This is a genomic window from Marinobacter sp. OP 3.4 (assembly GCF_036224885.1).
Classification (GTDB): Bacteria; Pseudomonadota; Gammaproteobacteria; order Pseudomonadales; family Oleiphilaceae; genus Marinobacter.
This window is the reverse complement of record NZ_JAVVLT010000032.1, coordinates 37,335-61,545: the sequence shown is the minus strand read 5'-3', so window position 1 is coordinate 61,545 and position 24,211 is coordinate 37,335. Positions and strand designations below refer to the sequence as shown.

At 62.3% G+C, this 24,211-nt stretch carries 19 protein-coding genes; 12 read left to right on the top strand and 7 right to left on the bottom strand.

All coding sequences use genetic code 11. The annotated features are described in order from the left end of the window. Positions 1–119 precede the first annotated feature (119 nt). The 3 genes from RO069_RS05360 (at position 120) to parE (ending at position 5,300) form a co-directional block, all read left to right on the top strand. Entirely contained in the window at positions 120–2,786 is a 2,667-nt protein-coding gene (locus tag RO069_RS05360; protein ID WP_328185761.1) for a S8 family serine peptidase, read from the top strand. A gap of 23 nt (positions 2,787–2,809) precedes the next feature. After that, positions 2,810–3,301 (top strand): protease complex subunit PrcB family protein, encoded by a 492-nt coding sequence (locus RO069_RS05355; RefSeq protein ID WP_328185760.1) that lies wholly within the window; start codon positions 2,810–2,812, stop codon positions 3,299–3,301. A gap of 103 nt (positions 3,302–3,404) precedes the next feature. Beyond that, complete coding sequence (gene parE / locus RO069_RS05350) at positions 3,405–5,300, top strand: DNA topoisomerase IV subunit B (RefSeq protein ID WP_328185759.1); 1,896 nt, start codon at positions 3,405–3,407, stop codon at positions 5,298–5,300. 15 nt (positions 5,301–5,315) lie between these two features. Here parE and RO069_RS05345 read toward each other — a convergent pair whose 3' ends face one another. Continuing rightward, complete coding sequence (locus tag RO069_RS05345; RefSeq protein WP_328185757.1) at positions 5,316–6,602, bottom strand: EAL domain-containing protein; 1,287 nt, start codon at positions 6,600–6,602, stop codon at positions 5,316–5,318. A 516-nt stretch (positions 6,603–7,118) separates the two neighbouring features. Here RO069_RS05345 and RO069_RS05340 point away from each other — a divergent pair. Together RO069_RS05340 and RO069_RS05335 are read left to right on the top strand one after the other, a co-directional pair. Continuing rightward, on the top strand, positions 7,119–7,679 hold the full coding sequence (locus RO069_RS05340) for a cytochrome b (protein WP_328185755.1): 561 nt from the start codon (positions 7,119–7,121) through the stop codon (positions 7,677–7,679). A gap of 47 nt (positions 7,680–7,726) precedes the next feature. After that, complete coding sequence (locus RO069_RS05335; RefSeq protein ID WP_328185754.1) at positions 7,727–8,311, top strand: YceI family protein; 585 nt, start codon at positions 7,727–7,729, stop codon at positions 8,309–8,311. A 44-nt stretch (positions 8,312–8,355) separates the two neighbouring features. Here the strand turns inward: RO069_RS05335 and RO069_RS05330 are convergent, their stop codons facing one another. Continuing rightward, positions 8,356–8,586, bottom strand: a complete 231-nt coding sequence (locus RO069_RS05330; protein WP_328185752.1) for a hypothetical protein — start codon at positions 8,584–8,586, stop codon at positions 8,356–8,358. Positions 8,587–8,837: 251 nt separating this feature from the next. Between RO069_RS05330 and parC the strand changes: the two genes are divergently transcribed. Then, on the top strand, positions 8,838–11,135 hold the full coding sequence (parC, locus tag RO069_RS05325) for a DNA topoisomerase IV subunit A (RefSeq protein WP_328185750.1): 2,298 nt from the start codon (positions 8,838–8,840) through the stop codon (positions 11,133–11,135). Continuing rightward, on the top strand, positions 11,128–12,351 hold the full coding sequence (gene serB / locus RO069_RS05320) for a phosphoserine phosphatase SerB (protein ID WP_328185749.1): 1,224 nt from the start codon (positions 11,128–11,130) through the stop codon (positions 12,349–12,351). Before parC ends, serB begins: the two co-directional genes overlap by 8 nt. A gap of 48 nt (positions 12,352–12,399) precedes the next feature. Here serB and RO069_RS05315 read toward each other — a convergent pair whose 3' ends face one another. From RO069_RS05315 to epmB, 3 genes are all read right to left on the bottom strand, one after another. Further along, entirely contained in the window at positions 12,400–14,484 is a 2,085-nt protein-coding gene (locus RO069_RS05315; protein ID WP_328185747.1) for an EAL domain-containing response regulator, read from the bottom strand. Between the two features lie 242 nt (positions 14,485–14,726). Further along, a complete protein-coding gene (locus RO069_RS05310; RefSeq protein WP_328185745.1) occupies positions 14,727–16,547 on the bottom strand; it encodes a GTPase in 1,821 nt (606 codons plus the stop codon). Positions 16,548–16,806: 259 nt separating this feature from the next. Further along, on the bottom strand, positions 16,807–17,850 hold the full coding sequence (epmB, locus tag RO069_RS05305; RefSeq protein ID WP_328185743.1) for an EF-P beta-lysylation protein EpmB: 1,044 nt from the start codon (positions 17,848–17,850) through the stop codon (positions 16,807–16,809). 45 nt (positions 17,851–17,895) lie between these two features. On the opposite strand from epmB, the gene efp reads away from it, so the two are divergent. Next, entirely contained in the window at positions 17,896–18,468 is a 573-nt protein-coding gene (efp, locus tag RO069_RS05300) for an elongation factor P (RefSeq protein ID WP_328185742.1), read from the top strand. Positions 18,469–18,481: 13 nt separating this feature from the next. Next, a complete protein-coding gene (gene epmA, locus RO069_RS05295; RefSeq protein WP_328185741.1) occupies positions 18,482–19,483 on the top strand; it encodes an EF-P lysine aminoacylase EpmA in 1,002 nt (333 codons plus the stop codon). On the opposite strand, the gene asd is transcribed toward epmA, so the two are convergent. Beyond that, entirely contained in the window at positions 19,446–20,339 is an 894-nt protein-coding gene (asd, locus tag RO069_RS05290) for an archaetidylserine decarboxylase (protein WP_328185740.1), read from the bottom strand. The genes epmA and asd overlap by 38 nt on opposite strands. Before the next feature lie 207 nt (positions 20,340–20,546). Here asd and motA point away from each other — a divergent pair, with 207 nt between their 5' ends. Continuing rightward, a complete protein-coding gene (gene motA / locus RO069_RS05285; RefSeq protein WP_328185739.1) occupies positions 20,547–21,398 on the top strand; it encodes a flagellar motor stator protein MotA in 852 nt (283 codons plus the stop codon). Positions 21,399–21,431: 33 nt separating this feature from the next. Next, positions 21,432–22,391, top strand: coding sequence for a flagellar motor protein MotB (gene motB / locus RO069_RS05280; protein ID WP_328185738.1), 960 nt, complete (start codon positions 21,432–21,434; stop codon positions 22,389–22,391). A 12-nt stretch (positions 22,392–22,403) separates the two neighbouring features. Here the strand turns inward: motB and rsgA are convergent, their stop codons facing one another. Next, positions 22,404–23,456, bottom strand: a complete 1,053-nt coding sequence (gene rsgA / locus RO069_RS05275; RefSeq protein WP_328185737.1) for a small ribosomal subunit biogenesis GTPase RsgA — start codon at positions 23,454–23,456, stop codon at positions 22,404–22,406. Between the two features lie 128 nt (positions 23,457–23,584). Here rsgA and orn point away from each other — a divergent pair, with 128 nt between their 5' ends. After that, positions 23,585–24,133 (top strand): oligoribonuclease, encoded by a 549-nt coding sequence (orn, locus tag RO069_RS05270; RefSeq protein ID WP_328185735.1) that lies wholly within the window; start codon positions 23,585–23,587, stop codon positions 24,131–24,133. Positions 24,134–24,211 lie beyond the last annotated feature (78 nt).

Sequence of the window (24,211 nt, the reverse complement as noted above, 5' to 3'; positions counted from 1 at the left end):
TAAGCAGTAACTTTTCATCGGTTCGCCGGTCACAGGACCCAGACGCATCGGGGGTATAGGCTGTCGCCGGTTGATGCCGGTGCTGAACGATAGAGATATCAGGCTATATGGATACCAGATTGTCTTTCGGTCGGAAAAGCACACTTTCCTTCTTCATCCTGGCATTGGGCGGCCTGCTGGCCAGTTGTGGCGGCGGTGGAGGTGGTTCCGACGGTGGGGGACTCAATGGCGACTCAGCGGGGGTCCAGGGCACCATCGATATTGTCTCGGGCAGTCGGGTGGACCGGGATTATGCGGATCTTTGGCGGGTAAACGACGGCAACTGGCCTGACGGCAGTGACGGTACCGTCACGCTGCCGGTGCCCGCCACGGTGGGTGGCTACCTGAGCCATCGCAGTGGATCCGATGGCTCGGGCCGCGTTTATCCGGAAGATAATACCGACACCTACGTGGCGCTGATGGAAGACGGTGATCGCTACGTGCTTCAGTGCTTCTCGTCACTTGGCCTGGACGAGGACGGACTGGGTGTGACCCTGGCGTTGGATGGCACTGCCGACAATTCAGATGCCTGCGGTTCAGGTGGCATCTATGAAGGTGGAAGCGGAGATGTCCGGATCACGGTGTCCACCAATAGTGATGGCGGGCCCCTGCGCTATGTGCTGACCATCGTCCCTCAGGGCTCCCTGAGCACCTTCAATGTAAGCTGGCCGGAGCCTGACCTGCGGGTGGACGAGGCCATCGTGACCGGCCCCGTCGCCTTCGCCAGCACCCTGTCTTCCTCCGGTCTCCGGGCCAGTTCCGTGATGGACGTGGGACGCTCCATCGGACCGGATACCTGGCATGTGCGCCGGGACGAGGGCGTCAATGCCCTGTCGACCCGGTCCACCGGCACCAACGATCCCCGGGCCGAGACCATCGAATGGATCCGGACCATGCGGGAGGAATTCGGGCTGGACGCGGAACCCAACTATCTGGTCCGTCAGAGTACCGCTACACCTGGGACCAACCAATTCTATGGCACAGACAATGATAACGGTGACCCTGACAACTGGAACCTTGTCCAAATCAAGGCACCGGGAGCGTGGGGCTCAGTTGGAGCCCCGGATGGGCAAGGCGTTGGTGTTGCCATCATGGACACCGGCATGTTCAGTACCGACCTGTCGACGTATGGTGACTGGCACGAGGACCTGGTAAACAACGTGGTAGACCCTGCTGGCGGTATATTGGATTTCGTCAGCGATAATTATGATGTTGATGGCAACTATGTCTCCGGCACCCAGGGCCGCGATGGCAATCCCGCCACGCCGCCCACCCCGGGTGACCCAGGGGGTACCAGCTTCCACGGTACCCATGTGGCAGGCATTATCGCCGCTGAGGACAATATGATTGGAACCGTGGGCATAGCCCATCAGGCGACGATCCTGCCCTACCGGGTGCTGGGTGTTGATCCAGTCACCGGCGATGATGGTACGGGGGCGGTAGCGGATCTGATCGATGCCATCAATACCGCCTCTGACCGCACCGATGTGGATGTGATCAACCTGAGCCTGGGCGGCCTGCCACAACTGGCCCCGCTCCAGGCAGCCACCGATCGGGCCTACGACAATGGCATCTTGGTGGTGGCCGCCGGAGGCAACAGTGGCGATGCCTCCGCCGTCTACCCGGCAGCCAATCGACGGGTGGTGGGGGTGGGCGCCACCAATCGTGATGATGAGCTGGCAAGTTATTCCAACTATGGCCAGTCCGTTGACTTGCTGGCACCGGGTGGCGCGCTGGATGATGGTATTCTGAATGCCTATGGTAATGCCGAAGGCGGAAACCTGGTCAGGGAGTATGGCTACCTGGCAGGTACGTCCATGGCGGTGCCTCACCTGACCGGGGTCTATGCCCTGGCGAAGAGCGTCAAATCTGATCTGTCCCCGGACCAGTTCCGGGCCCAACTGATCGCCGGGGATCTAACCGCCGACCCTGCCGTCTCCGGCCTAGACGACTATGCACTCTTCGGTGCCGGGCTTTTGGATGCTCAGAGGGCGTTAGATAATCGGGGCAATTTCCCAACCGTGGTCAGCGCCTGGCCCCGGGTTCTGGAGGTCAGTTCATCGGGTAACGAGTCGATCGTGTTGCTGGAGATCCTGAAGGATGATGTCCAGAGTTCCCCTACCGTCAGCGGTGCGCCCGTCATACCCGCGCCCTTCGAAATGACGGACGGTGACGGACAACCCGTCAACGGTGGTGATCCGATTCCGGAGGCGTTGCGCATTCGCGTCGATCCGGATGCCTTGCCCGCCAATCGGGAGGCTTCCGGAAATATCGAGATAGAGCACACCGCCGAGAACGGTAGCACTCACACGTTGATCGTTCCGGTCTACGTCCAGTCCACGGACGAGCCGGAGGATCGCAGTGCCGGGCGTCACTATGTCCTGCTGCTGGATGCCGATGATTTCGACTCGTCCCGGTCCATGCAGGTGGTTGCACAGGAAGGCAGCGGTGAGTACGAGTATTCCCTGAGCGACGTAACACCGGGTGATTACATCCTGGTGGCCGGCACCGACCTGGACAGCAACGGCTTTATCTGCGAAAACGGCGAAGCCTGCGCCGAATACCCCAATGCCGGTTCCCGTGAGGTGATCTCCATCGGCGAGGGTGAGACACTGCGACTGGATATGACCACCAGTTTCCGTCGACCGACCATCGCCGAGATGGGGCTGCCGCGTTACGGGTTCGAGGGGTACCCCGTGCCCGATCGGTCCGCGGTTGATACGTCCGTGGACCGGCGGTTGGAGTAGTAGAATAGTCTGAGGAGAGTCCCATGGGGTCCTGGAAACACCAATGTTCCGTTGTCACCGGCGTCCTCCTGTTGTCGGTATTGTCCGCCTGTGCCATGAACCGTGACACCACCTCCGAGGGCGCGCCCCTGGCCCGGCAGATCACCGCCTCCGGCCAGTGTGGTTTCACCGCTCCGGGCCTGGTCTACATGGATTCCCGGGAGCGCCTGGATGCCCTGTCGGAGGCCCGTGGGGTGAATCTGGTGGCGGTGGAGAACCATGACTTCGAGCGGGAGCATCTGCTGCTGGTGGCCGCCGGTCGCAAACCGAGCGGCGGCTATGGCGTCGCCTTGGAGGAGTCCCGTATCCGCGAGGACGTACTGGAGATCACCGTGCAGGTGCGCAGCCCGGCCCCCGACCAGGCGGTGACCATGGCCCTGACCAGTCCCTGCGCCCTGCTGGCGGTAACCGCCGAGGGCTGGAGTAGGGCAACGGTGTCCGGCCCCGGATTCGACGAACTGTCATTCCAGCGGTGACCGACAACTCATTCAGCGCCGTCGGGACATTGATCTTTGCACCAGATTCCCTAAGCTATGGGGCCACAACCCATCCCCGCAGATCCGGAGCTGTACCCTCCCTATGAGCCAGAAAACCTACAACGCCGACTCCATTGAAGTCCTCAGCGGTCTGGACCCGGTACGCAAGCGTCCGGGCATGTACACCGACACCAGTCGGCCCAACCATCTGGCCCAGGAAGTCATCGACAACAGCGTAGACGAGGCGCTGGCCGGTCACGCCCGGCGCATGGACGTCATCCTGCACGCCGACGGTTCACTGTCGGTGGAGGATGACGGTCGCGGTATGCCGGTGGACATGCACAAGGAGGAAGGCCTGTCCGGGGTAGAGCTTATCCTCAGCCGGCTGCACGCCGGGGGCAAGTTCTCCCAGGGCAACTACAACTTCTCCGGCGGCCTGCACGGGGTGGGGGTATCGGTGGTGAACGCCCTGTCCACCCACCTGGAAATCACCATCAAGCGGGACGGCAACCTCTACCGAATGACCTTCGCCAATGGCGAGAAGGCCAGTGAGCTTGAGGTAGTGGACACCGTGGGCAAACGTAATACCGGTACCCGCCTGCATTTCATGCCGGACGTGAAGTACTTTGATTCCCCGAAGTTCTCCGTCAGCCGCCTGCGCCACAACCTGCGGGCCAAGGCGGTACTGTGCCCGGGGCTGAACGTGACCTTCCTGCAGGAAGCCACCGGCGAGAAGGACGAGTGGTTCTACGAGGATGGCCTGCGGGACTATCTGCGCAGTGAGCTGGCGGACCTGGAAGCGGTGCCCCTGGAGCCCTTCACCGGTCGTTTCGCAGGCAACAGCGAAGAGGTGGACTGGGCGGTGCAGTGGCTGCCGGAGGGCGGCGAGTCCGTTACCGAAAGCTACGTCAACCTGATTCCCACCGTCCAGGGCGGCACCCACGTCAACGGTTTCCGCACCGGCCTGCTGGAAGCCATGCGGGAGTTCTGTGAGTTCCGCAACCTGCTGCCCCGGGGTGTGAAACTGACGCCGGAAGATATCTGGGAGCGCTGTGCCTACGTGCTCTCGTTCAAGATGCAGGACCCGCAGTTCTCCGGCCAGACCAAGGAGCGCCTGTCGTCCCGCGAGGCGGCGGCGTTTATCTCCGGGGTGGTCAAGGATGCCTTCAGTCTGTGGCTGAACCAGCACACCAGCGTGGCGGAAGCCCTGGCGGATGTGTTCATCAGCAACGCCCAGCGCCGCCTGCGGGCGAGCCGCAAGGTGGCTCGCAAGAAGGTGACCTCGGGCCCGGCCCTGCCAGGCAAGCTGGCGGACTGTTCCGGCGCCGACGCCAGCCGCTCCGAACTGTTCCTGGTGGAGGGGGACTCGGCGGGCGGTTCCGCCAAGCAGGCCCGTGACCGGGAATTCCAGGCGGTGATGCCGCTGCGGGGCAAGATCCTCAATACCTGGGAAGTGGACTCGTCCGAGATCCTGGCGTCCCAGGAAGTGCACGATATCGCGGTGGCCATTGGTGTGGATCCCGGTTCCGACAAGCTGGACGGTCTGCGCTACAACAAGATCTGTATCCTGGCGGATGCGGACTCCGATGGCCTGCATATCGCTACCCTGCTGTGTGCGCTGTTTGTCCAGCATTTCCGCCCCGTGGTGCAGGCGGGACACGTGTTTGTGGCCATGCCGCCGCTTTACCGTGTCGACCTGGGCAAGGAGACCTTCTATGCCCTGGATGAGCACGAGAAACAGGGCATCATCGACCGGATTGCCGCCGAGAAGCGCAAGGGCAAGATTCAGGTCACCCGCTTCAAGGGGCTGGGTGAGATGAACCCGCTGCAGCTCCGGGAGACCACCATGGCCCCGGACACCCGTCGCCTGGTGATGCTGACCCTGGAGGACGGCGACGACACCATCGAGCGGATGGACATGCTGCTGGGCAAGAAGCGGGCGGGAGACCGCCGGAACTGGCTGGAGACCTACGGCAATATGGCCGACGTCGCCGTGTGACGGGAATTGGGGACACTAGGCGCTGGCCAGTGGCCCCTGTTCCGCCAGGATATCGCAGCAGAGCACCCGCAATTCCCCCCGAAACCGGAACCCCAGTGACAGGGTCACGCACATGTAGACCCCGGTAATGGAGAGGTAGGGGCTGGTCACCTGCATCCGGTTGGGCTGGGCCAGGGCCTGCTTGAGGTAGTGCTGCCGGTACCAGTCGGCGCTGCTGGTGTTTTCCAGCGGCCGGTATCGGGGGTCGAGCTGGCTGGCGCCGGTGGCGGATACCTGGGTATCGTCGATCTGCACCCCGCGCTGGTCGATCAGGTAACACCGGGACACCGTGTGATGGGCCATGATCTCGGCGCAGGCGTCCCTCAGGTGGCTGTCGTCCTGCAGTCGCTGGATGGCCCGCTGGAAGTGGCTGGTGAAGAACTCCGCCAGTTGCTGGGTGGGATCCAGCCGGATGCGGTTGCGGTCCTTGTAGTCCGACAGCAGGGTCTCGAAGTTTGGCACGTCCCCCTGGATGCGCTCCAGTTCCACCCGGGGGTGGCAGAAATAGTACCCCTGCACGAAGTCCACGCCGGCATCGATGGCAATCATGGCCTGATCATGGGTTTCCACCCCTTCCAGCAATACCAGGCAGCTTGACTGGTGCAGCAGGGTGACAATGCCATTGAGGATCTGGCGGGCCTTGGGGTCTTTGCCGGCCCGCAGGGTCAGGGTCCGGTCCAGCTTGACGATGTCCGGTGACAGGTTCCAGATCCGCTCGAAATTGGAATGACCGGCGCCGAAGTCATCAATGGCGGTCAGGCACCCCAACTCCTTGTAGTAGTTTACGGTCTCCCGCAGGCGTTCGGAATCGTCCGTGGGCTGCTCGACAATTTCCACCACGATGCGGTGGGGCGGCAGTCCGGTCTGGCGTAGCAGCTCACCAAAGAAGGAGTCGCAACGATAGCCGGAGGCCACCACCTGGGGCGACACGTTCAGGAACAGCCAGTTCACCTCGTCCTGGAAGCTGGCGTAGTTGCGTATATGCAGCAGCCGGCACAGACGGTCCAGCAGTACGTTCTCCTGTTCCGAGTCCGGCAGTGCAAAAAGCTGGTAAGGGGGTACACTGGCATTGTCGGGATCGAACGCGCGAATCAGGGCTTCGTAGCCAATAATGCGTTTGTGGGAGATGGAAAAGATGGGTTGCAGTGCCGTCTTCAGGATCAGGCCGTGGAACAGGCCTGTCCACTGGTCATCCTGCCTGCGGAGGAGGGGATCGAGTAGTTCCAGGTCGGCGCCCGTAAGGTGGTCTGACAGATAGGTCATGGATCCGCAATTCTGACTGCTGACAAGAACCCGGAAGACTGCCTCGCAAACCATTAAGTTGCGGTCATAAACGGGTGTATGAACGGAGCATGCCAGAACTTTTCAAGCGGTGCCAGTCGCTTATGTCAAACTTTGTTACCGGATGACCTGAGTGATGTGTTTAAACGGTCGTCTGGTGTCTCCGGTTACCTATGGCCTGAGGCAGGCAATGGCCTGGTCCTGACTCAGTTATTGCTGGGTACGACAACGGATTCGTCGAATTCGAGTTCCATCGCTCTGTGCTCCTTGGTGTGATGGCGGTCCGCCTGAATAGTGATAGGTTAATTATAGGAATCCGATGGTTATCCTGAATCCGTAATATCCGTATTCGACCAAAGGCTCAGGGCAGGCCGGAGGGCGATGGACCAACATCAGAAAAACTGAACAGGGTGAGCAGAATATTGTGGTTGGTCTGGTGCCCATAACGGCTTACTCTCTCGGCACAGATGTTGGTGACAGTCAGGGAGCGCGGTGCACATGCAGTTGAGAAATTCCAGGGGGCGCTATGGCGCGGTGAGTGCCAGCCTGCACTGGCTGGTGGCGCTGGCGGTGTTCGGCCTGTTCGGGCTTGGCTATTACATGGTTGGCCTGAGCTACTATGACCAGTGGTACCGGTTGGCACCCCATATCCACCGCAGCATCGGCATACTGCTGTTGATGGCGGTGGTGCTGCGTCTCCTCTGGCGTGTCATCGAGCAGGCACCGTCGCCGCTGTCCACCCATTCCCGTTTCGAGGTGCTGTCGGCCCATGCCGCCCACTGGCTGCTGTACCTGCTGATGCTGACCGCCATGGTCAGTGGGTACCTGATTTCCACCGCCGACGGCTCGGCCATCCAGGTGTTCAACTGGTTCGAGGTACCGTCGGTGACCGGACGGATCCAGGGCATGGAGGACGTCGCCGGAGACGTGCATTACTGGGTGACCTGGGCCCTGGTGGTTCTGGCCGCCCTCCACGGCCTGGCGGCTATCAAGCACCATCTCATTGACCGTGACGATACGCTTCGCCGTATGCTTCCCGTGCGGTTGAAACACCGGTAATTCCCATCCATCCGAAGATGTGACCATCAAGCAAGGAGACTGACCACATGAAAAGAACCATCCTCGCCTCAGCGGTATCCCTGGCCATGGCTGGCGCGGTCCAGGCGGACCAGCACGGCGGCACCTATGCGTTCGATACCGAGGGCGCACACCAGTTCATCACCTTCGAAATCTCCCACCTGGGCTACAGCACGCTTTTCGGGCGTTTCAATGAATTCGATGGCCAGTTTGTGTTCGACGAGGAAAATCCGGAGAACAGCCGGGTCCAGGTCACCATCGATACCTCCAGTGTCGACACCAACCACGCCGAGCGCGACAAGCACCTGCGCAGCGAAGACTTCCTGTACGTGGATGAATACCCGGAGGCGACCTTCAAGAGCACCCGCGTCGAGGTGGATGAGGACGGCGATGAAGCCGATGTGATCGGCGACCTGACCCTGCGCGGCGTCACCCGTCAGGTCACCCTGGATGTGGATCTTCAGGGCTATGGTGAGGATCCCTGGGGCGGCTACCGCATGGGCTTTGACGCGGAAACCGAGATCAAGCTGGCGGACTTCGGCATTCCCATGAACCTGGGCAAGGCCTCGGAGACCGTGAAGCTGGAAATTTCCGTGGAAGGCATCCGCCAGTAAAGAACGGACTGCGGTAAGAAAGCGGTAGTGCGAAAACGGGGCTCCTATTTGTTGGGAGCCCCGTTTTCGTTACAACGACAGAGTCTGAGCTGGCGAAAGAACTGGGCCACGAAAATCACTAGGGCTACCAGCAGGCCCGCTATCAGGAACGGCCTTGTCATCGCCAGGCTGCCACTGAGCGAGAACTCCACCAGGAGCATTAGCGCCAGGGCCAGTGCGCCGTTGATCAGTGCGGTAAGAACCGCCTGACGGCACGCCTTGAGAGTCAGTTTCATAGTGTTCGCTCTGATTGGAAACCGGGAATCCTTAAGGACTGTCTTTGGCTCCTTGAACGGGAAGCAGAATACGGCGCACGGGTTTGTGGAAACATGCGGGAATTCCGCTATTGGAAAAATCCCCCGGGGATTTCTTTCGCGGCATTGGTCTATTGCGCCCTCCCTCCATATAATGTCCCAGCCTTACAGCAGTCTTGAATTCCCCCGGGCAGGGGATTCGTGTGAATACATTCCTGGAGCAAGGGGCATCCATGCCAGAGTTTGAAACGACCGACGAGGGCTTTGAGCGGGTTTCATTACGGGACTACACCGAGAAGGCCTACCTGGACTATTCCATGTACGTCATTCTCGACCGGGCCCTGCCCAATGTGGGTGACGGGCTCAAGCCGGTCCAGCGGCGTATCATCTACGCCATGTCCGAGCTGGGTCTGAAGTCCACCAGCAAGTACAAGAAATCCGCCCGTACCGTTGGCGATGTGCTCGGCAAGTTCCATCCCCATGGCGACAGCGCCTGTTATGAGGCCATGGTGCTCATGGCCCAGCCCTTCTCCTACCGCTACCCGCTGGTGGATGGCCAGGGTAACTGGGGGTCGCCGGACGATCCGAAGTCCTTCGCGGCCATGCGGTACACCGAGTCGCGCCTGTCGAAGTTCTCCGAAGTCCTGCTCAGCGAACTGGGGCAGGGCACCGTTGACTGGGTGCCGAACTTCGACGGCACCATGGACGAGCCTTCCACTCTGCCGGCGCGGCTGCCCCACGTGCTGCTCAATGGCACCACCGGTATCGCCGTGGGCATGGCGACGGACATTCCGCCCCACAATGTGCGTGAAGTCACCGCCGCCTGTGTCCGGTTGCTGGACAAGCCGGATACCGACGTGGACGAGCTCTGCGAACACATCAAGGGACCGGATTTTCCCACCGGCGCCGAGGTCATCACGCCCCGTCGTGACCTGCGGCAGATGTATCACACCGGTCGTGGCAGCCTTCGCATGCGGGCTCGCTGGATTCGCGAGAACGGCGAGGTGGTGATCACCGATCTGCCGCATCAGGTGTCCGGTAACCGGGTGCTGGAGCAGATTGCCCATCAGATGCAGACTCGCAAGCTGCCCATGGTGGCGGACCTGCGGGATGAATCGGACCACGAGAACCCGACCCGCCTGGTGATCGTGCCCCGATCTTCCCGGGTGGACGTGGAAGGCCTGATGGCCCACCTGTTCGCCAGTACCGACCTGGAGAAAACCTACCGGGTCAATCTCAACGTCATCGGCAATGATGGCCGCCCGGCGGTGAAGAACCTGCACACCCTGCTGACCGAGTGGCTGGCCTACCGCAAGACCACGGTTACCCGCCGGCTCCAGTACCGCCTGGACAAGGTGCTGGCGCGCCTGCATATCCTTGAAGGCCTGTTGATTGCCTACCTCAACATTGACGAGGTGATCAACATCATCCGTTACGAGGACGAGCCCAAGGCCGAACTGATCAAGCGGTTCGGGCTGTCCGCCGAGCAGGCGGAAGCCATCCTCGAGCTGAAACTGCGCCACCTGGCCAAACTGGAGGAAATGAAGATCCGCGGCGAGCAGGACGAGCTGTCCGCCGAGAGGGACGAGCTCCAGTCCATCCTGGGGTCGGAGGACCGGCTGCGGGAACTGATCAAGGAAGAGCTGCTGGCGGATGCGGAAACCTACGGCGATGACCGCTGTTCCCCCATCGTGGAACGGGAAGAGGCCCGCGCCTTCTCCGAGGCCGACCTGGTGTCCAACGACCCGGTCACCGTGGTGCTGTCCGAGAAGGGCTGGGTACGGGCCGCCAAGGGCCACGACATCGACCCGGCCGGGCTCAGCTACAAGGCCGGGGACAAGTTTGCCCTGGCCTCGAAGGGCCGCAACAACCAGAATGCGGTGTTCCTGGATTCCACCGGTCGGGCCTATTCCCTGATGGCTCACAGCCTGCCATCCGCCCGGGGGCAGGGGGAGCCCCTCACTGGTCGCATCAACCCGCCTTCCGGGGCCACCTTTGCGGGCCTGATGGTGACCAACCCGGACGAGAAATACCTGCTGGCCACCGATGCCGGCTACGGTTTCGTCGGTACCGCGTCCGACCTGATCAGCAAGAACCGAAACGGCAAATCCGTGGTGACGATTCCCAAGGGAGCCAGGCTGCTGCCGCCGGTCACCATTCCCCGCCGGGAGCAGACCCTGTACCTGGCGGCGGTCTCCAATGAGGGGCGCATGCTGGTGTTCCCGCTGGAGCAACTGCCGGAACTGGCCCGGGGCAAGGGCAACAAGATCATCAGCATTCCCTCGGCCCGGGTGCAGAACCGGGAGGAATTCGTGGTGGCGCTGTCGGTGTTTGGCGAAGCGGACCAGCTTGAAATCCGCGCCGGCAAGCGCAAGCTTGGACTACGCTTTGGGGATCTGGAGCACTACCTGGGCGAGCGGGGCCGCCGTGGTCACAAGCTTCCCCGGGGGCTGCAACGGGTCGACGGTATCGACGTGATTGCCGCGGCCGGAACGGAAGAACCAGCCGCCGGAGACAACGACAGTGAGTGAACTGGTCCTGATTAACGTGTCCGGCCGGGACAAACCCGGCCTGACCTCGGAAATCACCGGCATTATGGGCCGTTACGATGTCCGCATCCTTGATATCGGGCAGGCGGTGATCCACGACTACCTGACCTGGGGTATCCTGGCGGAGATTCCGGACGAGTCCCAGGCGTCGCCGGTGATCCGGGAACTGCTGTTCCGCCTGCATGCCCTGGACCTGCAGGTGCGGTTCGCGCCCATCACCGAGGCCGAGTATCAGCAGTGGGCGGAAGGTCGCAACCGGGCCTGCTACATGGTCACCCTGCTGTCCCGGGACATCACCGCAGAGCAGATTGCCCGGGTGTCCGAAATCACCGCCCGCCACGGCCTGAACATCGACAACATCACCCGACTGTCGGCCCGGCCGTCCCTGAGCCGTGCGGACAACCGCATTGCCTGTGTCGAGTTCTCGGTGCGGGGCACGCCGGAAAACCTGGAGGCCCTGCGCACGGACTTCCTCAGGATCGCCGGTGACATGAACGTGGACATCGCCTTCCAGGAGGATTCCATCTTCCGCCGCAACCGGCGCCTGGTGGTGTTCGACATGGATTCCACCCTGATCGAGGCGGAAGTCATCGATGAACTGGCCCTGGAGGCTGGTGTGGGTGAACAGGTGGCCGAGATTACCGAAAGGGCCATGCGCGGCGAACTGGATTTCAGCGAGAGTTTCGCCGAGCGGCTGGCCCTGCTGCAGGGGCTGGACGAAGGGGTGCTGGAGCGGATTGCCGGTCGTCTCTCCCTGACGGAGGGAGCGGAGTACCTGATCCGGACGCTGCGTTCACTGGGGTACCGGACCGCGATCCTCTCCGGGGGCTTTAACTACTTTGCGCGCCATCTGCAGGAAAAGCTGGGCATTGACTACATCTATGCCAACGAGCTGGAAATTGTCGATGGCAAGGTGACCGGGCGCGTGGCCGGCCCCGTCGTGGACGGCGCCCGCAAGGCGCAACTGCTGCTTGAGCTTGCCGAGCGGGAAAAGATTTCCCGGGAGCAGGTGATTGCCGTGGGTGATGGTGCCAACGACCTGCCCATGCTCAGCCAGGCTGGCCTGGGCGTTGCCTTCCGGGCCAAGCCCCTGGTGAAGGAGTCCGCCCGGCACGCCATTTCCACCCTGGGCCTGGATGCCATCCTGTACCTGCTGGGGTACCGGGAGTCCGAGGCCCGCCTGGCCTCCCCGGACTAAGCCTTGCAGCCCCTGCCGCAGGGATGGGCAGGGCGTCCTTGTGGGCCGTTACTGGTCGCCGAAGTCGTAGTTCATTTCCGGAACCGGGGCCTGCAGGTAGTAGCCCTGGATGTAGTTGACCCCCGCCTGCCACAGGGTAGCCAGTACCGAGGCGTTCTCCACCAGTGGGATAATGGTCAGCTTGCCGCTCTTCTGGAGTGATTCGACCATCTCTTTCACCTGCGCCTTGGCCTCGTCGTTCTTCTGGATTTCCTCAGTGAAGGAGCCGTCGATCTTCACGTAGTCCACGTCCACGTGCTTGAGGTTGTTGAAGGGGTTCAGGGCGCAGCCGAACTGGGAGATGGCCACCTTGCAGTGCAGCTCATGAAGCGTTTTGGCAAACTCCCTGGCCTGCTTCAGATAGCTGTTGGCATCACCCTCGCGCATCTGGAAGATCAGTGAATCCCCGGGCAACCTGGCTGCCTTCAGGGCCACGCTGAGCCACTGGCTGAAGGTCTTGTCCTGCAGGGTTTCCGCCGTCACGTTCAGGAACAGGCGGGTATCGTGCCCCCGGCTGCGGTGCTGGGAAAGCTGTTTGATGGTCTGCAGCACCACCCAGCGGTCGATGCGGATCGCCATGTCCGACGGGCCGGCGGGGGGCAGGAAATCGTAGGGGGACACTTCCTTGTCATCCTTGTCGAGCATCCGCACCAGCGCCTCGTAATGCTCCTCACCTTCACCGCGCAGGTTGATGATGGGCTGGAACAGCAGGCGAAACCGGTTTTCCTCCAGGGCCTTGGTGATGGCGTCCATGGAGTTGGCGTCGTCCAGTTTCTCGTAGTCCGCCGGGTTGTAGGTCACCACGCCGTTGCCGTTCTCGTGGCCCGGCTGACTCCTGACCGCGCTATGGGCGGTGTGGGCCCGGCCCAGCAGATCCGCCGCCTTGGGCGCGTTCTCGGTAATGGCGGCCACCCCGATGGAGACGGTCACCTGGGCGGTGCGGCCCTGGATATCGAACAGGTGGTCATCCACGGTCTTGCGGATGGCCTCGCCCAGGTCGGCCATGGCCTGTTCCTCCAGCGGCAGGGCCAGAATGCAGAAGGCCTCGTCGCTGACCCGGGCCAGGGTCATGCTGTCGTTGGTCTGCTCCTCCAGCAGGGCGGCAAAGTCCCGCAGCAGCAGGTCGGTGCCGGCGATGCCCAGATCGTTCTTGAGGGTGACAAAGCCGTCGATGCCGATATAGGCCAGAGCGCCGGTCTCGTTCTTCTCGCCGGCGATGGCAATGGCACTGGTGAGCCGCTCCATCAGGTACTGGCGGTTGTTCAGGCCGGTCAGCAGATCCTGGTTACTGATCTCGCGAATTTTCTCCTGCAACTCGGCATCGTTGTGCTCGGGCTGGACCACCACCTGGATGCAGGCTTCACCATCGTAGGTGGCGGCGGACACTGTCATGGTGATGTTAATGTCCTGCTCGTCGCTGCGCCGGGCGACACAGTTGAGCTTCATGCCGTCCTCGTGGGTTTCGGAGAAGCCCTTCATGAACTTGCGCAGGTCGTCCTGGCTCTGCGGGGCCAGGGTGTCCAGCAGAGGGATACACATGAGTTCGTCCAGGTCGTCGTAACCCAGGAACTCCATATACGCCTGGTTGGCGTAGATGTGCATGCCATCGTTGACGTAGGCAATGGCATCCTTGGAGCTTTCCAGCAATAGCTGGCAGCGCTGCTCGGATTCCCGCAGGTGGGACTCGAGTACCCGCCGGCGGCGACGCTCCTCCAGGTTGGTCAGCTCGCGGTTGATGACCAGCATCAGCCGCTCGGTTTCCTTCACCGGCGCGGTATCCTGGGCCCCGGCCTTCATGATGCTCAGGGACCGCTCGCTGTCTTCATCCTCTGTCAGCAGGACGAAGGGGATATCCTTGTCCAGGCGGCGGATCATGGCCAGGGCGTCGTCCGGAATGAAATCCGCCTGGGAATCCCTGGCCAGGAACAGGTCCCACTGGCCGGTCCGGATGGCCTCGTCCAGGTCTTCCTCGGAGGTGACCCGGTGAGCGCGGGTGGCGCGGCCGGAATTCCTCAGCAGGCTGACCAGGGATTCGGCGTCGTTCTGGGACGGATCCATGATCAGGAGATGGACGGTGCTCTTTTGCTTCTGCATGCGCTGGCGGTCTCGCTGTCTGTCGGGTGCCAACCTGGGCACGGTTTTCTTCAACGGGCCATCCATTGCCAGGGTGGTGCGCTCCACGTCGCACCCATTATCACGGTGTGCGGGCGGGCACATCTGTAAACCGGTAACCGCAAATGATGCAGAGGATGAAGGCCAATAACAAGCCCGTGCTACCGGTAGCGGGAGCTGGCGCGCAGTTTTTGTGGGCTTGTTTTTATTTGTGCATCATTTGGCTACAGGTTCGGCCACAGCGAGTCGAATTCGTCTTCACTGGTGCCGAAGGGGTTTTTCTTGCCGCCGGGCTCAGGGCCTGCTTCATCCGGCCGACTGTACAGGCGCAGCTCGAACTGGCTGATACTGCCGGTGGCGGCGATCCGGTGACCAAGGGTGCCCTGGTCCTGGATACCCTCATGAAGCAGGCTGATCCGGCTTCCGGTCTGGAACGGCAGGTTCGGTGTGACCAGGCTCCGGGGCTGATGGGCACCGGGAATTTCGGGCAATAGCAGGCCCCGGAGGAACTCGCTGCTATTGCCGGTCTTCTGGATCAGTTGCACGCCGCAGGGGGTGGCATTGGGGCCGATCACCTCAATACCCACGCGGGTACCCTCGCCACGGCTCTGTCGCAGCCAGCGCACGATTGCGACGCTCCACGGGTGGTGGCGATGCTCCCGCACCCCCAGGATCTCGCCGGCCTGGAGGCTGGCTGGAATGCTGGCGCTCCAGACAACGCAATACCCGCCCGGGCTGGTGTTCACGATCCGTGTCAGGTAGGACCGTGGAAGGTTCCGGCCGGCGCCGTCCGTGGTCTGGGTGCTGGTGGCCTGATAGTCGATGGGGGTGTCCGCCGAGGGCAGTATCCGTTCGTCGGAAATGCCCGCATCGAAGGCCTCGGACCAGGCGTCCTGGCGCGGGGATTTCATGAAGCGGTTGTCGCGACCGGTCGCGGAGTCCGCGGAGTTACCGATCACGAATTCGTTGAACGGCCTTTCGCCGGCGATGAAATAGTGCACCGGCGTCAGCCCCGCACAGATTTCCAGTTGGCCATCGGAGCTGAGTCGGTTGAAGTTACGCTGGGTCAGCAGTGCCAGGGCCTGGCCCAGGTGGGACAACAGGGTATCGCTGGCGCCGGCGATCAGGGGCAGATCGGTGCCCGTGTCGGCCTTTTTGCCGGCTTTACCCCTGACTTCACCGGTGGCGTGCAGGTGGGCGCTGATGCGGTTGGCCAGCGCGGCCGTGTCGAACCCCCACCAGGCCTTGCCGGTAGTCTCCGGGGCCAGGGAGTGATAACACGGAGGTGCGTCACTTTCCATATTGACCAGGAACACCGCGGACGCCGTGAGATCCGGTGCGCATCGTACCTCCGGCGCCCAGAGTTCGAATAGCTCCGACGCCTGTTCCATCTCGTTCTGACGCAATTGGTTGGCCCGGGCGCATCCCAGCAGCAGGGTCTGGACATAGGCGTCGGTAACCGTGGATTCCTGCCGCCTTGGACGTTGATCGTCATTGAGCGTGAGGGCCTGGAGGTCATGCTTGCAGGCAAAGCGGAACAGTCTGTGGCTTTCCCGCCAGCTGCCGGCCGGGTTGGCGGTGTAGAGCTGCTGGGAGCGAAGGATGGTGGCCCCCAGCTCGGTGATGGCCCGGTGGCAGGCCTGGGCCAGGGGCTTGCGCTGGCGTTCGATATTGCCGCTGTCCAGCAGTTCCATGATGGTGAGTTTGTAGCCCGAGGCCAGGTGGAGCTGGAGTGCCTGGGACAGGTTGGCAATCTTGCGCTGCTTCTCCGGCAGGGCAATGGCCATCCCCAGGTAATGGCGGGAGAGTTCGGCACAGACAAAATGCAACCGGGGCCGGATCAGTTCCAGTAGCTGGAGCCGCTGTGTCGGCGAGCAGAACAGCTGGTTGAGCTCGATAATGGCATGGTAGAGCTGCCGCGACAATTCTCCCAGGTTGGCCATGGGAAGGTGGTCCACCCAATAGCGGAAGGCCTTGGGGCTGGCATCACAAAACGACAGGCTCGCAATCCTGGGTTCGGGAACGGTGAGTTCGGGTTTCTGCATTCTTTTAACCAGTGTTACCTCTCGCGCAGACGGCGAATGCGTGCCTGTGCGGGCAGTTGAGTTGACCGGGCCCGCTTCATCCTGGGGGGATTCTTCCGGAATTACAAATTGTTATAGGATACTCCGAGACTATCCTTAAAATAGCAAATACGCTACAGAAAGCCAGTCCGGTCACTGCCGGCAGGGGCAGGTACTTTCAGGCCAGCGTAACATCCGCAATGATTTACCGTCAGCCGGCTTACGTACCGGCTGTCCGGTACTACTCCATACCAACGTCCAGCAGGGTCTTGCCGGGCCGGTCCGGGACCTCCCGCACCAGTCTCGGGACCAGGTAGCCTGGCAGTCTGGCCTGCAGTTGGCGGACCAGTTCCCGGGCCCGCTGGTCGCTGACGTCGAAGTGATGCGCGCCCGCCACCGGGTCAAAGCCGTGCAGGTAATAGGGCAGGATGCCCGCATCAAAGAGCCGTTCGCTGAGTGCCTGCAGGGTGTCCGGGTCGTCGTTCACCCCCTTGAGGATCACGCTCTGGTTCAGGAGTGTGGCCCCTGCCTGTTTCAGTCTGGCCATGGCGCGACAGACCTGGTCGTCGATTTCCCGGGGGTGGTTGATATGGACCACCATCACCACATTCAGGCGGGACGAGCCGATCCACTCCAGCAGGGCGTCGTCGACCCGCTGGGGGATGACCACGGGCAGACGGCTGTGGATGCGCAGGCGGGTCAGCGAGGGCACCGTCGAGAGTGCCGAGGCCCATTGCGCCAGCAGGTGGTCGTTCACGGCCAGGGGGTCGCCGCCACTGAGGATAACCTCGTTGATTTCCGGGCTTGCCCGGAGACTGTCGATAACCGCCTCCCGCTGCCGGGGTGTCAGCCGGTGGTCTTCGTAGGGAAAGTGGCGGCGGAAACAGTAGCGACAGTTGATGGCACACTGGCCGGTCACCATCAGCAGGGCCCGGCTGCGATACTTGCGGATAAGCCCCGGTGCGGCGGTGGCATCGGCTTCCTGCAACGGGTCGGTGACAAAGCCGGGGCGTTCCTCGCCCTCATCGGCCAGCGGCAGTACCTGGCGCAGCAGGGGGTCGGCGGGATCACCGTAGCGGATGCGTGCCAGCCAGGGCTCCGGAACCCTCACCGGAAAGGCGGCATGACCGACACGGGAGCCTTCCTCCAGCAGGGACGAATCCAGGCCCAGGCGTTGCAGCAGGGTGGCCGGGTCGGTGATGGACCGGGCCAGCAGGCTCTGCCAGGAGGCGCCTTCGATATCGGGATCACGGGCTTCTATACGGGCGGCGGTTCGCTGTATCATAGCGGACTTTCACATTCCAACAGCGTCTTTTCAGGTGAGTGTTTCATGGCATCATATTCTACCAATGAATTCCGCGGCGGTCTTAAGGTTTTGCTTGATGGCGACCCCTGCATCATCCTCGAGAATGAATTCGTCAAGCCCGGCAAGGGCCAGGCCTTCAACCGCGTCAAGCTCCGTAACCTGATGACCAACCGCCAGTGGGAGCGTACCTTCAAGTCCGGCGAGACGCTGGAAGCCGCTGACGTCATCGACCAGGACATGGAATACCTGTACACGGACGGTGAGTTCTGGCACTTCATGAAGACCGACGGTTCCTTTGAACAGTTCCCGGCGGACGCCAAGGCCGTGGGCGACAACGTCAAGTGGCTGAAGGAGCAGGACGTCTACACGGTCACCCTGTACAACGGCTCGCCGCTGACCGTGACCCCCCCGAACTTCGTGGAGCTCGAGGTGGTGGAAACCGACCCCGGCATGAAGGGCGATACCGCCCAGGGTGGCTCCAAGCCGGCCACACTGTCCACCGGCGCGGTGGTGAACGTGCCGCTGTTTATCGCCATCGGCGAAGTGCTGAAGGTGGATACCCGTACCGGGGAATACGTCAGCCGCGTGAAGACCTGATCGGGAGCCGATGATGGCATCCGGTCGGGAAACCTCGCCGGCAGAGGCATCCTGGCGGCCCACCGCCAGTCGCGGAATCCTGGAAAGCCGCGCACAACAGCTACGCTGGGTGCGCGGCTTTTTTGCGGACCGGGGGGTGCTGGAGGTGGAAACGCCGGTGCTGGGTCGCCATGGCGTCACCGATGTCAATATCGACAGTGTTGCCGCCTCGCCAACGGTGGTGGCGGGACAGTACCCGGGGCGGGGCTGGCTGCAGACCTCGCCGGAATACCACATGAAACGCCTGCTGGCGGCGGGCAGTGGCAGCATCTACCAGGTCAGCCATGTGTTCCGGGATGGCGAACGGGGGCGGCGCCACAACCCCGAGTTCTCGCTGCTGGAATGGTACCGTCCCGGCTTTGATGACGAGGCGCTGATGTCGGAGGTGACGGCGCTGGTGTGTGGCTGGCTGGACCTGCCGGAACCGGACCGGTGCGGTTATCGCCACCTGCTGCTGGATCATGCCGGTATTGATCCGTTCGAGGCCAGCCTGGCCGACCTGCGGGACGCCTGTCGCCCGCTGGTGGGGGAAAGCAGCCTGCTGGCGGAGCTGGACCGGGACGGCTGCCTGGACCTGTTGATGAGCTTCCGGGTTGAGCCGTTACTGGGCTTTGACCGCCCCGTATTCGTCACCCGCTACCCGGCCAGCCAGGCGGCCCTGGCGCGAATTTCCGTTGAGGACGGGCACCCGGTGGCCCACCGCTTCGAGCTGTATGTGCGGGGCATCGAGCTGTGCAATGGCTATTGGGAGCTGACGGACCCGGAGGAACAGCGTCGTCGCTTCCAGCAGGACAATGCCCGTCGCCGTAGCCTGGGGAAGCCGGAAATGCCCGAGGATGAGGCCTTCCTGGCGGCGCTGGAAGCCGGCCTTCCGGACTGTGCCGGGGTGGCCCTGGGGCTGGACCGGCTGCTGATGCTGAAGTGTGGCGCCAGCGATATCAGCGAGGTGCTGGCGTTTCCCGCGGAGCGCGCGTGACCTCACCGAAGGCTTCGCCCAGCCTGACCACCGACCGGGTCCTGAGTTCCTTCTGCCAGCGGTTGGCGCCCTTCGGGAACAGCAGGATAACCGTGGAGCCCAGGCGGAAACGCCCCATTTCCTCGCCCCGGCCATAGCGAATGGTATTGGACAGGTGGCGGTAGTCGGACGAACTCACCTCACGGCGACCGCTGGTGGGCGACACAATGCCTGCCCAGCGGGTTTCCACACTACCGACGATCATGGCCCCCACCATGACCATGGCCATGGGGCCGGCCTCGGTGTCAAAGGTGGCCACCACCCGCTCGTTACGGGCGAACAGCCGGGGCACGGCGGCGGCCGTCACCGGGTTGACCGAGAACAGGCGACCGGGCACATAGACCATCTCCTGGAGTTGCCCCGCCAGCGGCATATGGATGCGGTGGTAGTCCTTGGGAGCCAGGTAGATGGTGGCAAACTGCCCGTCCACGAAGGGGCGCGCCCGTTCCCCATCGCCGCCGAGCAGCTCGGTCAGGTTGAACGACTGGCCCTTGGCCTGGAACACCCGGTCACGCTCGATCCGTCCGATCTGGCTGATGGTGCCGTCCACCGGGCTGACGATGGTGTGGTCGTTCCCGGCCATGGGGCGAACGCCCGGCTTGAGCTCACGGGTGAAGAACTCGTTGAAGGAGGGGTAGCGGGTCGGGTCCTCCTCGGAGGCTTCGCTCATGTTTACGCCATAGCGGCCGATAAACCAGCGTATGACCGCGTTCTTCAGTACGGCGGGCGGGCTGCTGTCGGCCAGTTTTCCTGCGATCCGGGAGATCAGGATCTGGGGCAGGACGTATTGTACTAGGACGAAAAGCCGGTCGAGCATGGGTTGGGGTCTCTGGTCACGGGGCGCGGAAGTTTAGCAAACCCGCGCGGGCCGGTAGAAATGGTTTATGCTTTTCGTGGTTACAAAAAGTCATTGCTATCATGGCAGAAGACCGCATAACCTGCCGTTCATGTCTGGCATCGGCGTTTGGCACGGTAAGGATGCCGTCGCTGTGCCCACAAACCAATACAGGTGTAGTAGCGTTTCATGGGTGTGATACTCGGTTCGGTCATTGTCCTGGCCTGTGTGCTCACAGGTTATGTCCTTCACGGTGGCAACCTGATGGTGCTCTGGCAACCCACCGAAGTCCTGATCATCGGCGGGGCGGCCGTCGGCTCGTTCATCATTGCCAATCCCTTTCATACCATCAAGCAGGTCGTTGCCGGCAGTCTGCGCCTGATCACGGGGACGCCATTCAACAAGGCGTTCTACATGGACCTGCTGAGCCTGATGTACGACATTTTCGACAAGTCCCGCAAACAGGGGGTGATGTCCATTGAGGAAGATGTCGACAACCCCGAACAGAGCCAGATCTTCACCCGCTATCCCGCGGTCATGAAATCGAAGCACCTGACGGCGTTCATCACCGACTACCTGCGCATCATCAGTGCGGGCAACATGGCCCCCCATGAACTGGAGGGGTTGATGGATCAGGAACTGGATACCCGTCAGCACGAGCTGGAAGAGCCGGCCCATGCCCTGAACAAGATCGCCGACGCCCTGCCGGGGCTGGGTATCGTGGCGGCGGTGCTGGGCATCGTGATCACCATGAATTACATGACCGAGGGACCGGAGAAGATCGGTCTCAGCGTGGCGGCGGCCCTGGTGGGGACCTTTCTGGGTATTTTCCTGGGTTACGGTTTTGTCGGGCCCACCTCCATCGCCCTGGAGCATCATGCCAAGTACGAGCTCAAGGCCTACGAATGCGCCAAGGCCGCCATCCTCGCGACCGTGTCGGGCCAGGCCCCGCAGATGGCGATCGAGTTTGGCCGCAAGGCATTGCCCAGCGACAAGCGACCGGATTTCCAGGAACTCAATGATCACGTTCGTTCCAAGTAGCTGGCAACCAGGGCGCTCTGAACAGGTGGCGTAGTGGAAAATCAACCGATCATTGTAAAGCGGGTCAAGAAGGTTGCGGCAGGCCACCATGGTGGGTCCTGGAAAGTCGCCTTTGCCGATTTCGCCACCGCCATGATGGCGTTCTTCCTGGTGTTGTGGCTGACCACCAATACCTCGCCGGAACAGAAGCGGGCCCTGGAAGGGTACTTCAAGGACCCGGTAGGCTACACCGAAGGTGGCAGCCGCAACCCCGTGGACCTGGGGGGCAGCGCGTCGGTGGTGGAAGCCAGCGCCGCGGACCAGGCCGGCAATGAGGTCCCGGTGGATGACGAGCGCATCGAGACCATGGCGCAGCAACTGGAGCAGCGGCAGATGGAGGAACTGTTCCAGGACCTCCGCGAACGCATCGAGAGCAGCGATACCCTGAATGAATTCAAGGACCAGCTGCTGATTGATATAACCGACGAGGGGCTGCGGATCCAGATCGTTGATCGTTCCCAGCGCCCCATGTTCGACAGTGGCAGCGCCCAGCTCAAGTACTATTCCCAGGACATTCTCTTTGAACTGGCCAAGCCTCTGGGCTCGGTGCCCAACAAGCTTTCCATCACCGGTCACACCGATGCCACCCCCTTTGGCGGACGTCCGGGTTACACCAATTGGGAGCTGTCGGCGGACAGGGCGAATACCGCCCGCCGTGCGCTGGTGACCGGTGGTGTGCGCCCGGAGCAGATTGGCCGTGTGGTGGGGCTCAGCGACTCGGTGCTGTTTGATCAGGAGGATCCCACCGCTCCCGTTAACCGGCGGATCTCGATCATTGTGCTGAACAAGAAGGCAGCCGGCGAAATTCAGGGTCGGGCCAGCCGTTCCGGCGAGCCATTGATCGATCTGACCCAGCCCACCGAGGAAGAGCAGGAAGCGGCCCGGGAGCAGCTGGAAAGCGGTGACTGGGACCGGGAAGAGGAGCCGGTACAGCCGGGCGAACTGGACTGGTAGTCGGCTGAGATATCAGGAGAGCTTCAATCCCCGGGCCTGCTGTTCGGCCATATCCTGCCTTATCCGCCGGAAGCTCTGCAGCCGCTGGGGGGCGATGCGTCCCTCCTGCGCCGCTTTCTCCAGGGCACAGCCCGGCTCTCCCTGATGGCGGCAGTCCCGGAACCGGCACAGGCCGGTAATCTCCCGGATCTCCCGGAAGCCATATTCAATCTCCGCCGGTGTCATGTGCCAGAGGCCGAATTCGCGGATGCCGGGGGAGTCAATCAGGTCGCCCCCACGGTCCAGGTGAAACAGTCGTGCGGTGGTGGTGGTGTGGATGCCTTTGCCGGTGCTGTCCGACACGGCGCCCACCTTCAACTCATGCTCTGGCACCAGGGTCTGGATAATCGAGGATTTGCCAACCCCGGACTGGCCGACGAAGACGCTGGTGCGCCCCCGGACCAGTGAGGTAATGGTGTTATCGTGCCGGTCGGGATGGTGCGCCGAGGCGGTGATGACCTGGTAGCCGAGGTTCCGGTAGCGGTCGAGCATGGGCTCCAGCCGGTGCCGGTTGTCGTCGTTGAGCAGGTCGGACTTGTTCAGCAGGATGACGGCGGGGATATCGGTATTCTCGGCGGCCACCAGGTAGCGGTCGATCAGGTTGTCGTGGGGTTCCGGCAGCGGTGCGATCACCAGCACGATGTGGTCGATGTTGGCGGCCACCGGTTTGAGCTGGCCAAAGTTGTCCGGGCGTTGCAGCAGGGTGTGGCGGTCCTGGCGGGCGACGATGACGCCGGTGTTGTCATCCCCCCGGCACCAGATCACCCGGTCGCCGGTCACCAGGCTGTCGATGTTGGCGCGCACGAAGCAGCGGAACAGTTCCCCCTGGTGATCGCCGTCCAGGGCTTCCACGTCGAGCTGCTGGCCGTAGTGGGCGATGATCAGTCCGGACTGTTCGGGGCCCAGTTCGCCGGCTTCCCGCTGGTCGTTGATGGCCTGCTCGCGTTTGCCGGCCCGGCGGGCCCGTTCTTCCTGGATCTTGCGGATGCGGTGTTGCTGCTGCTTGCTGAGGCGGCGCCTGGCCATGGGTGTCCTGATTGTTCTGGAAGTTGGGATGGTCCATCATACCTGACCCAAGGAGTCTCTGAACAACTTCCGGATCGCTTCCGGGACGTTGAGGGGCTTTCCAAAGTAATACTGTGGCGGAGGACACCATGGCTGAGGCAGACAACAATCGTCTGGTCTGGATTGATCTGGAGATGACGGGTCTGGATCCGGAGAAGGAACGGATTATCGAGATCGCGACCATTGTGACGGATTCGGACCTGAAGGTGATTGCCGAGGGCCCGGTGCTGGCGGTCCATCAGTCCGACGAGGTGCTGGATGCCATGGATGAGTGGTGTACCACGACCCATGGCAACAGCGGTCTGACCAGGCGGGTGAAGGAGAGTCCGATCACGGAGTCCGCGGCGGAGGAGCAGACGCTGAATTTCCTCGCCCAGTATCTGGAGCCGGGGAAGTCGCCGCTATGTGGTAACAGTATCGGGCAGGATCGGCGGTTCCTGGTGAAGTACATGCCGCGCCTGGAGGGTTTTTTCCACTACCGGAACCTGGATGTGAGTACCATCAAGGAGCTGGCCCGGCGCTGGCGGCCGGATGTGCTGGAGGGGGTTCGCAAGAAGGGCACGCATCTGGCCCTGGATGATATCCGCGATTCCATTGCCGAGCTTCAGCATTATCGGGAGACGTTTTTTAAACTCTGAGTTGGGGGCTTTGGTGCAGGGCGGGTGCTTGGTAGCAGGGCGGGCGCTTGTAAGGGTCCTTCCGGTCATTTTCTCCAC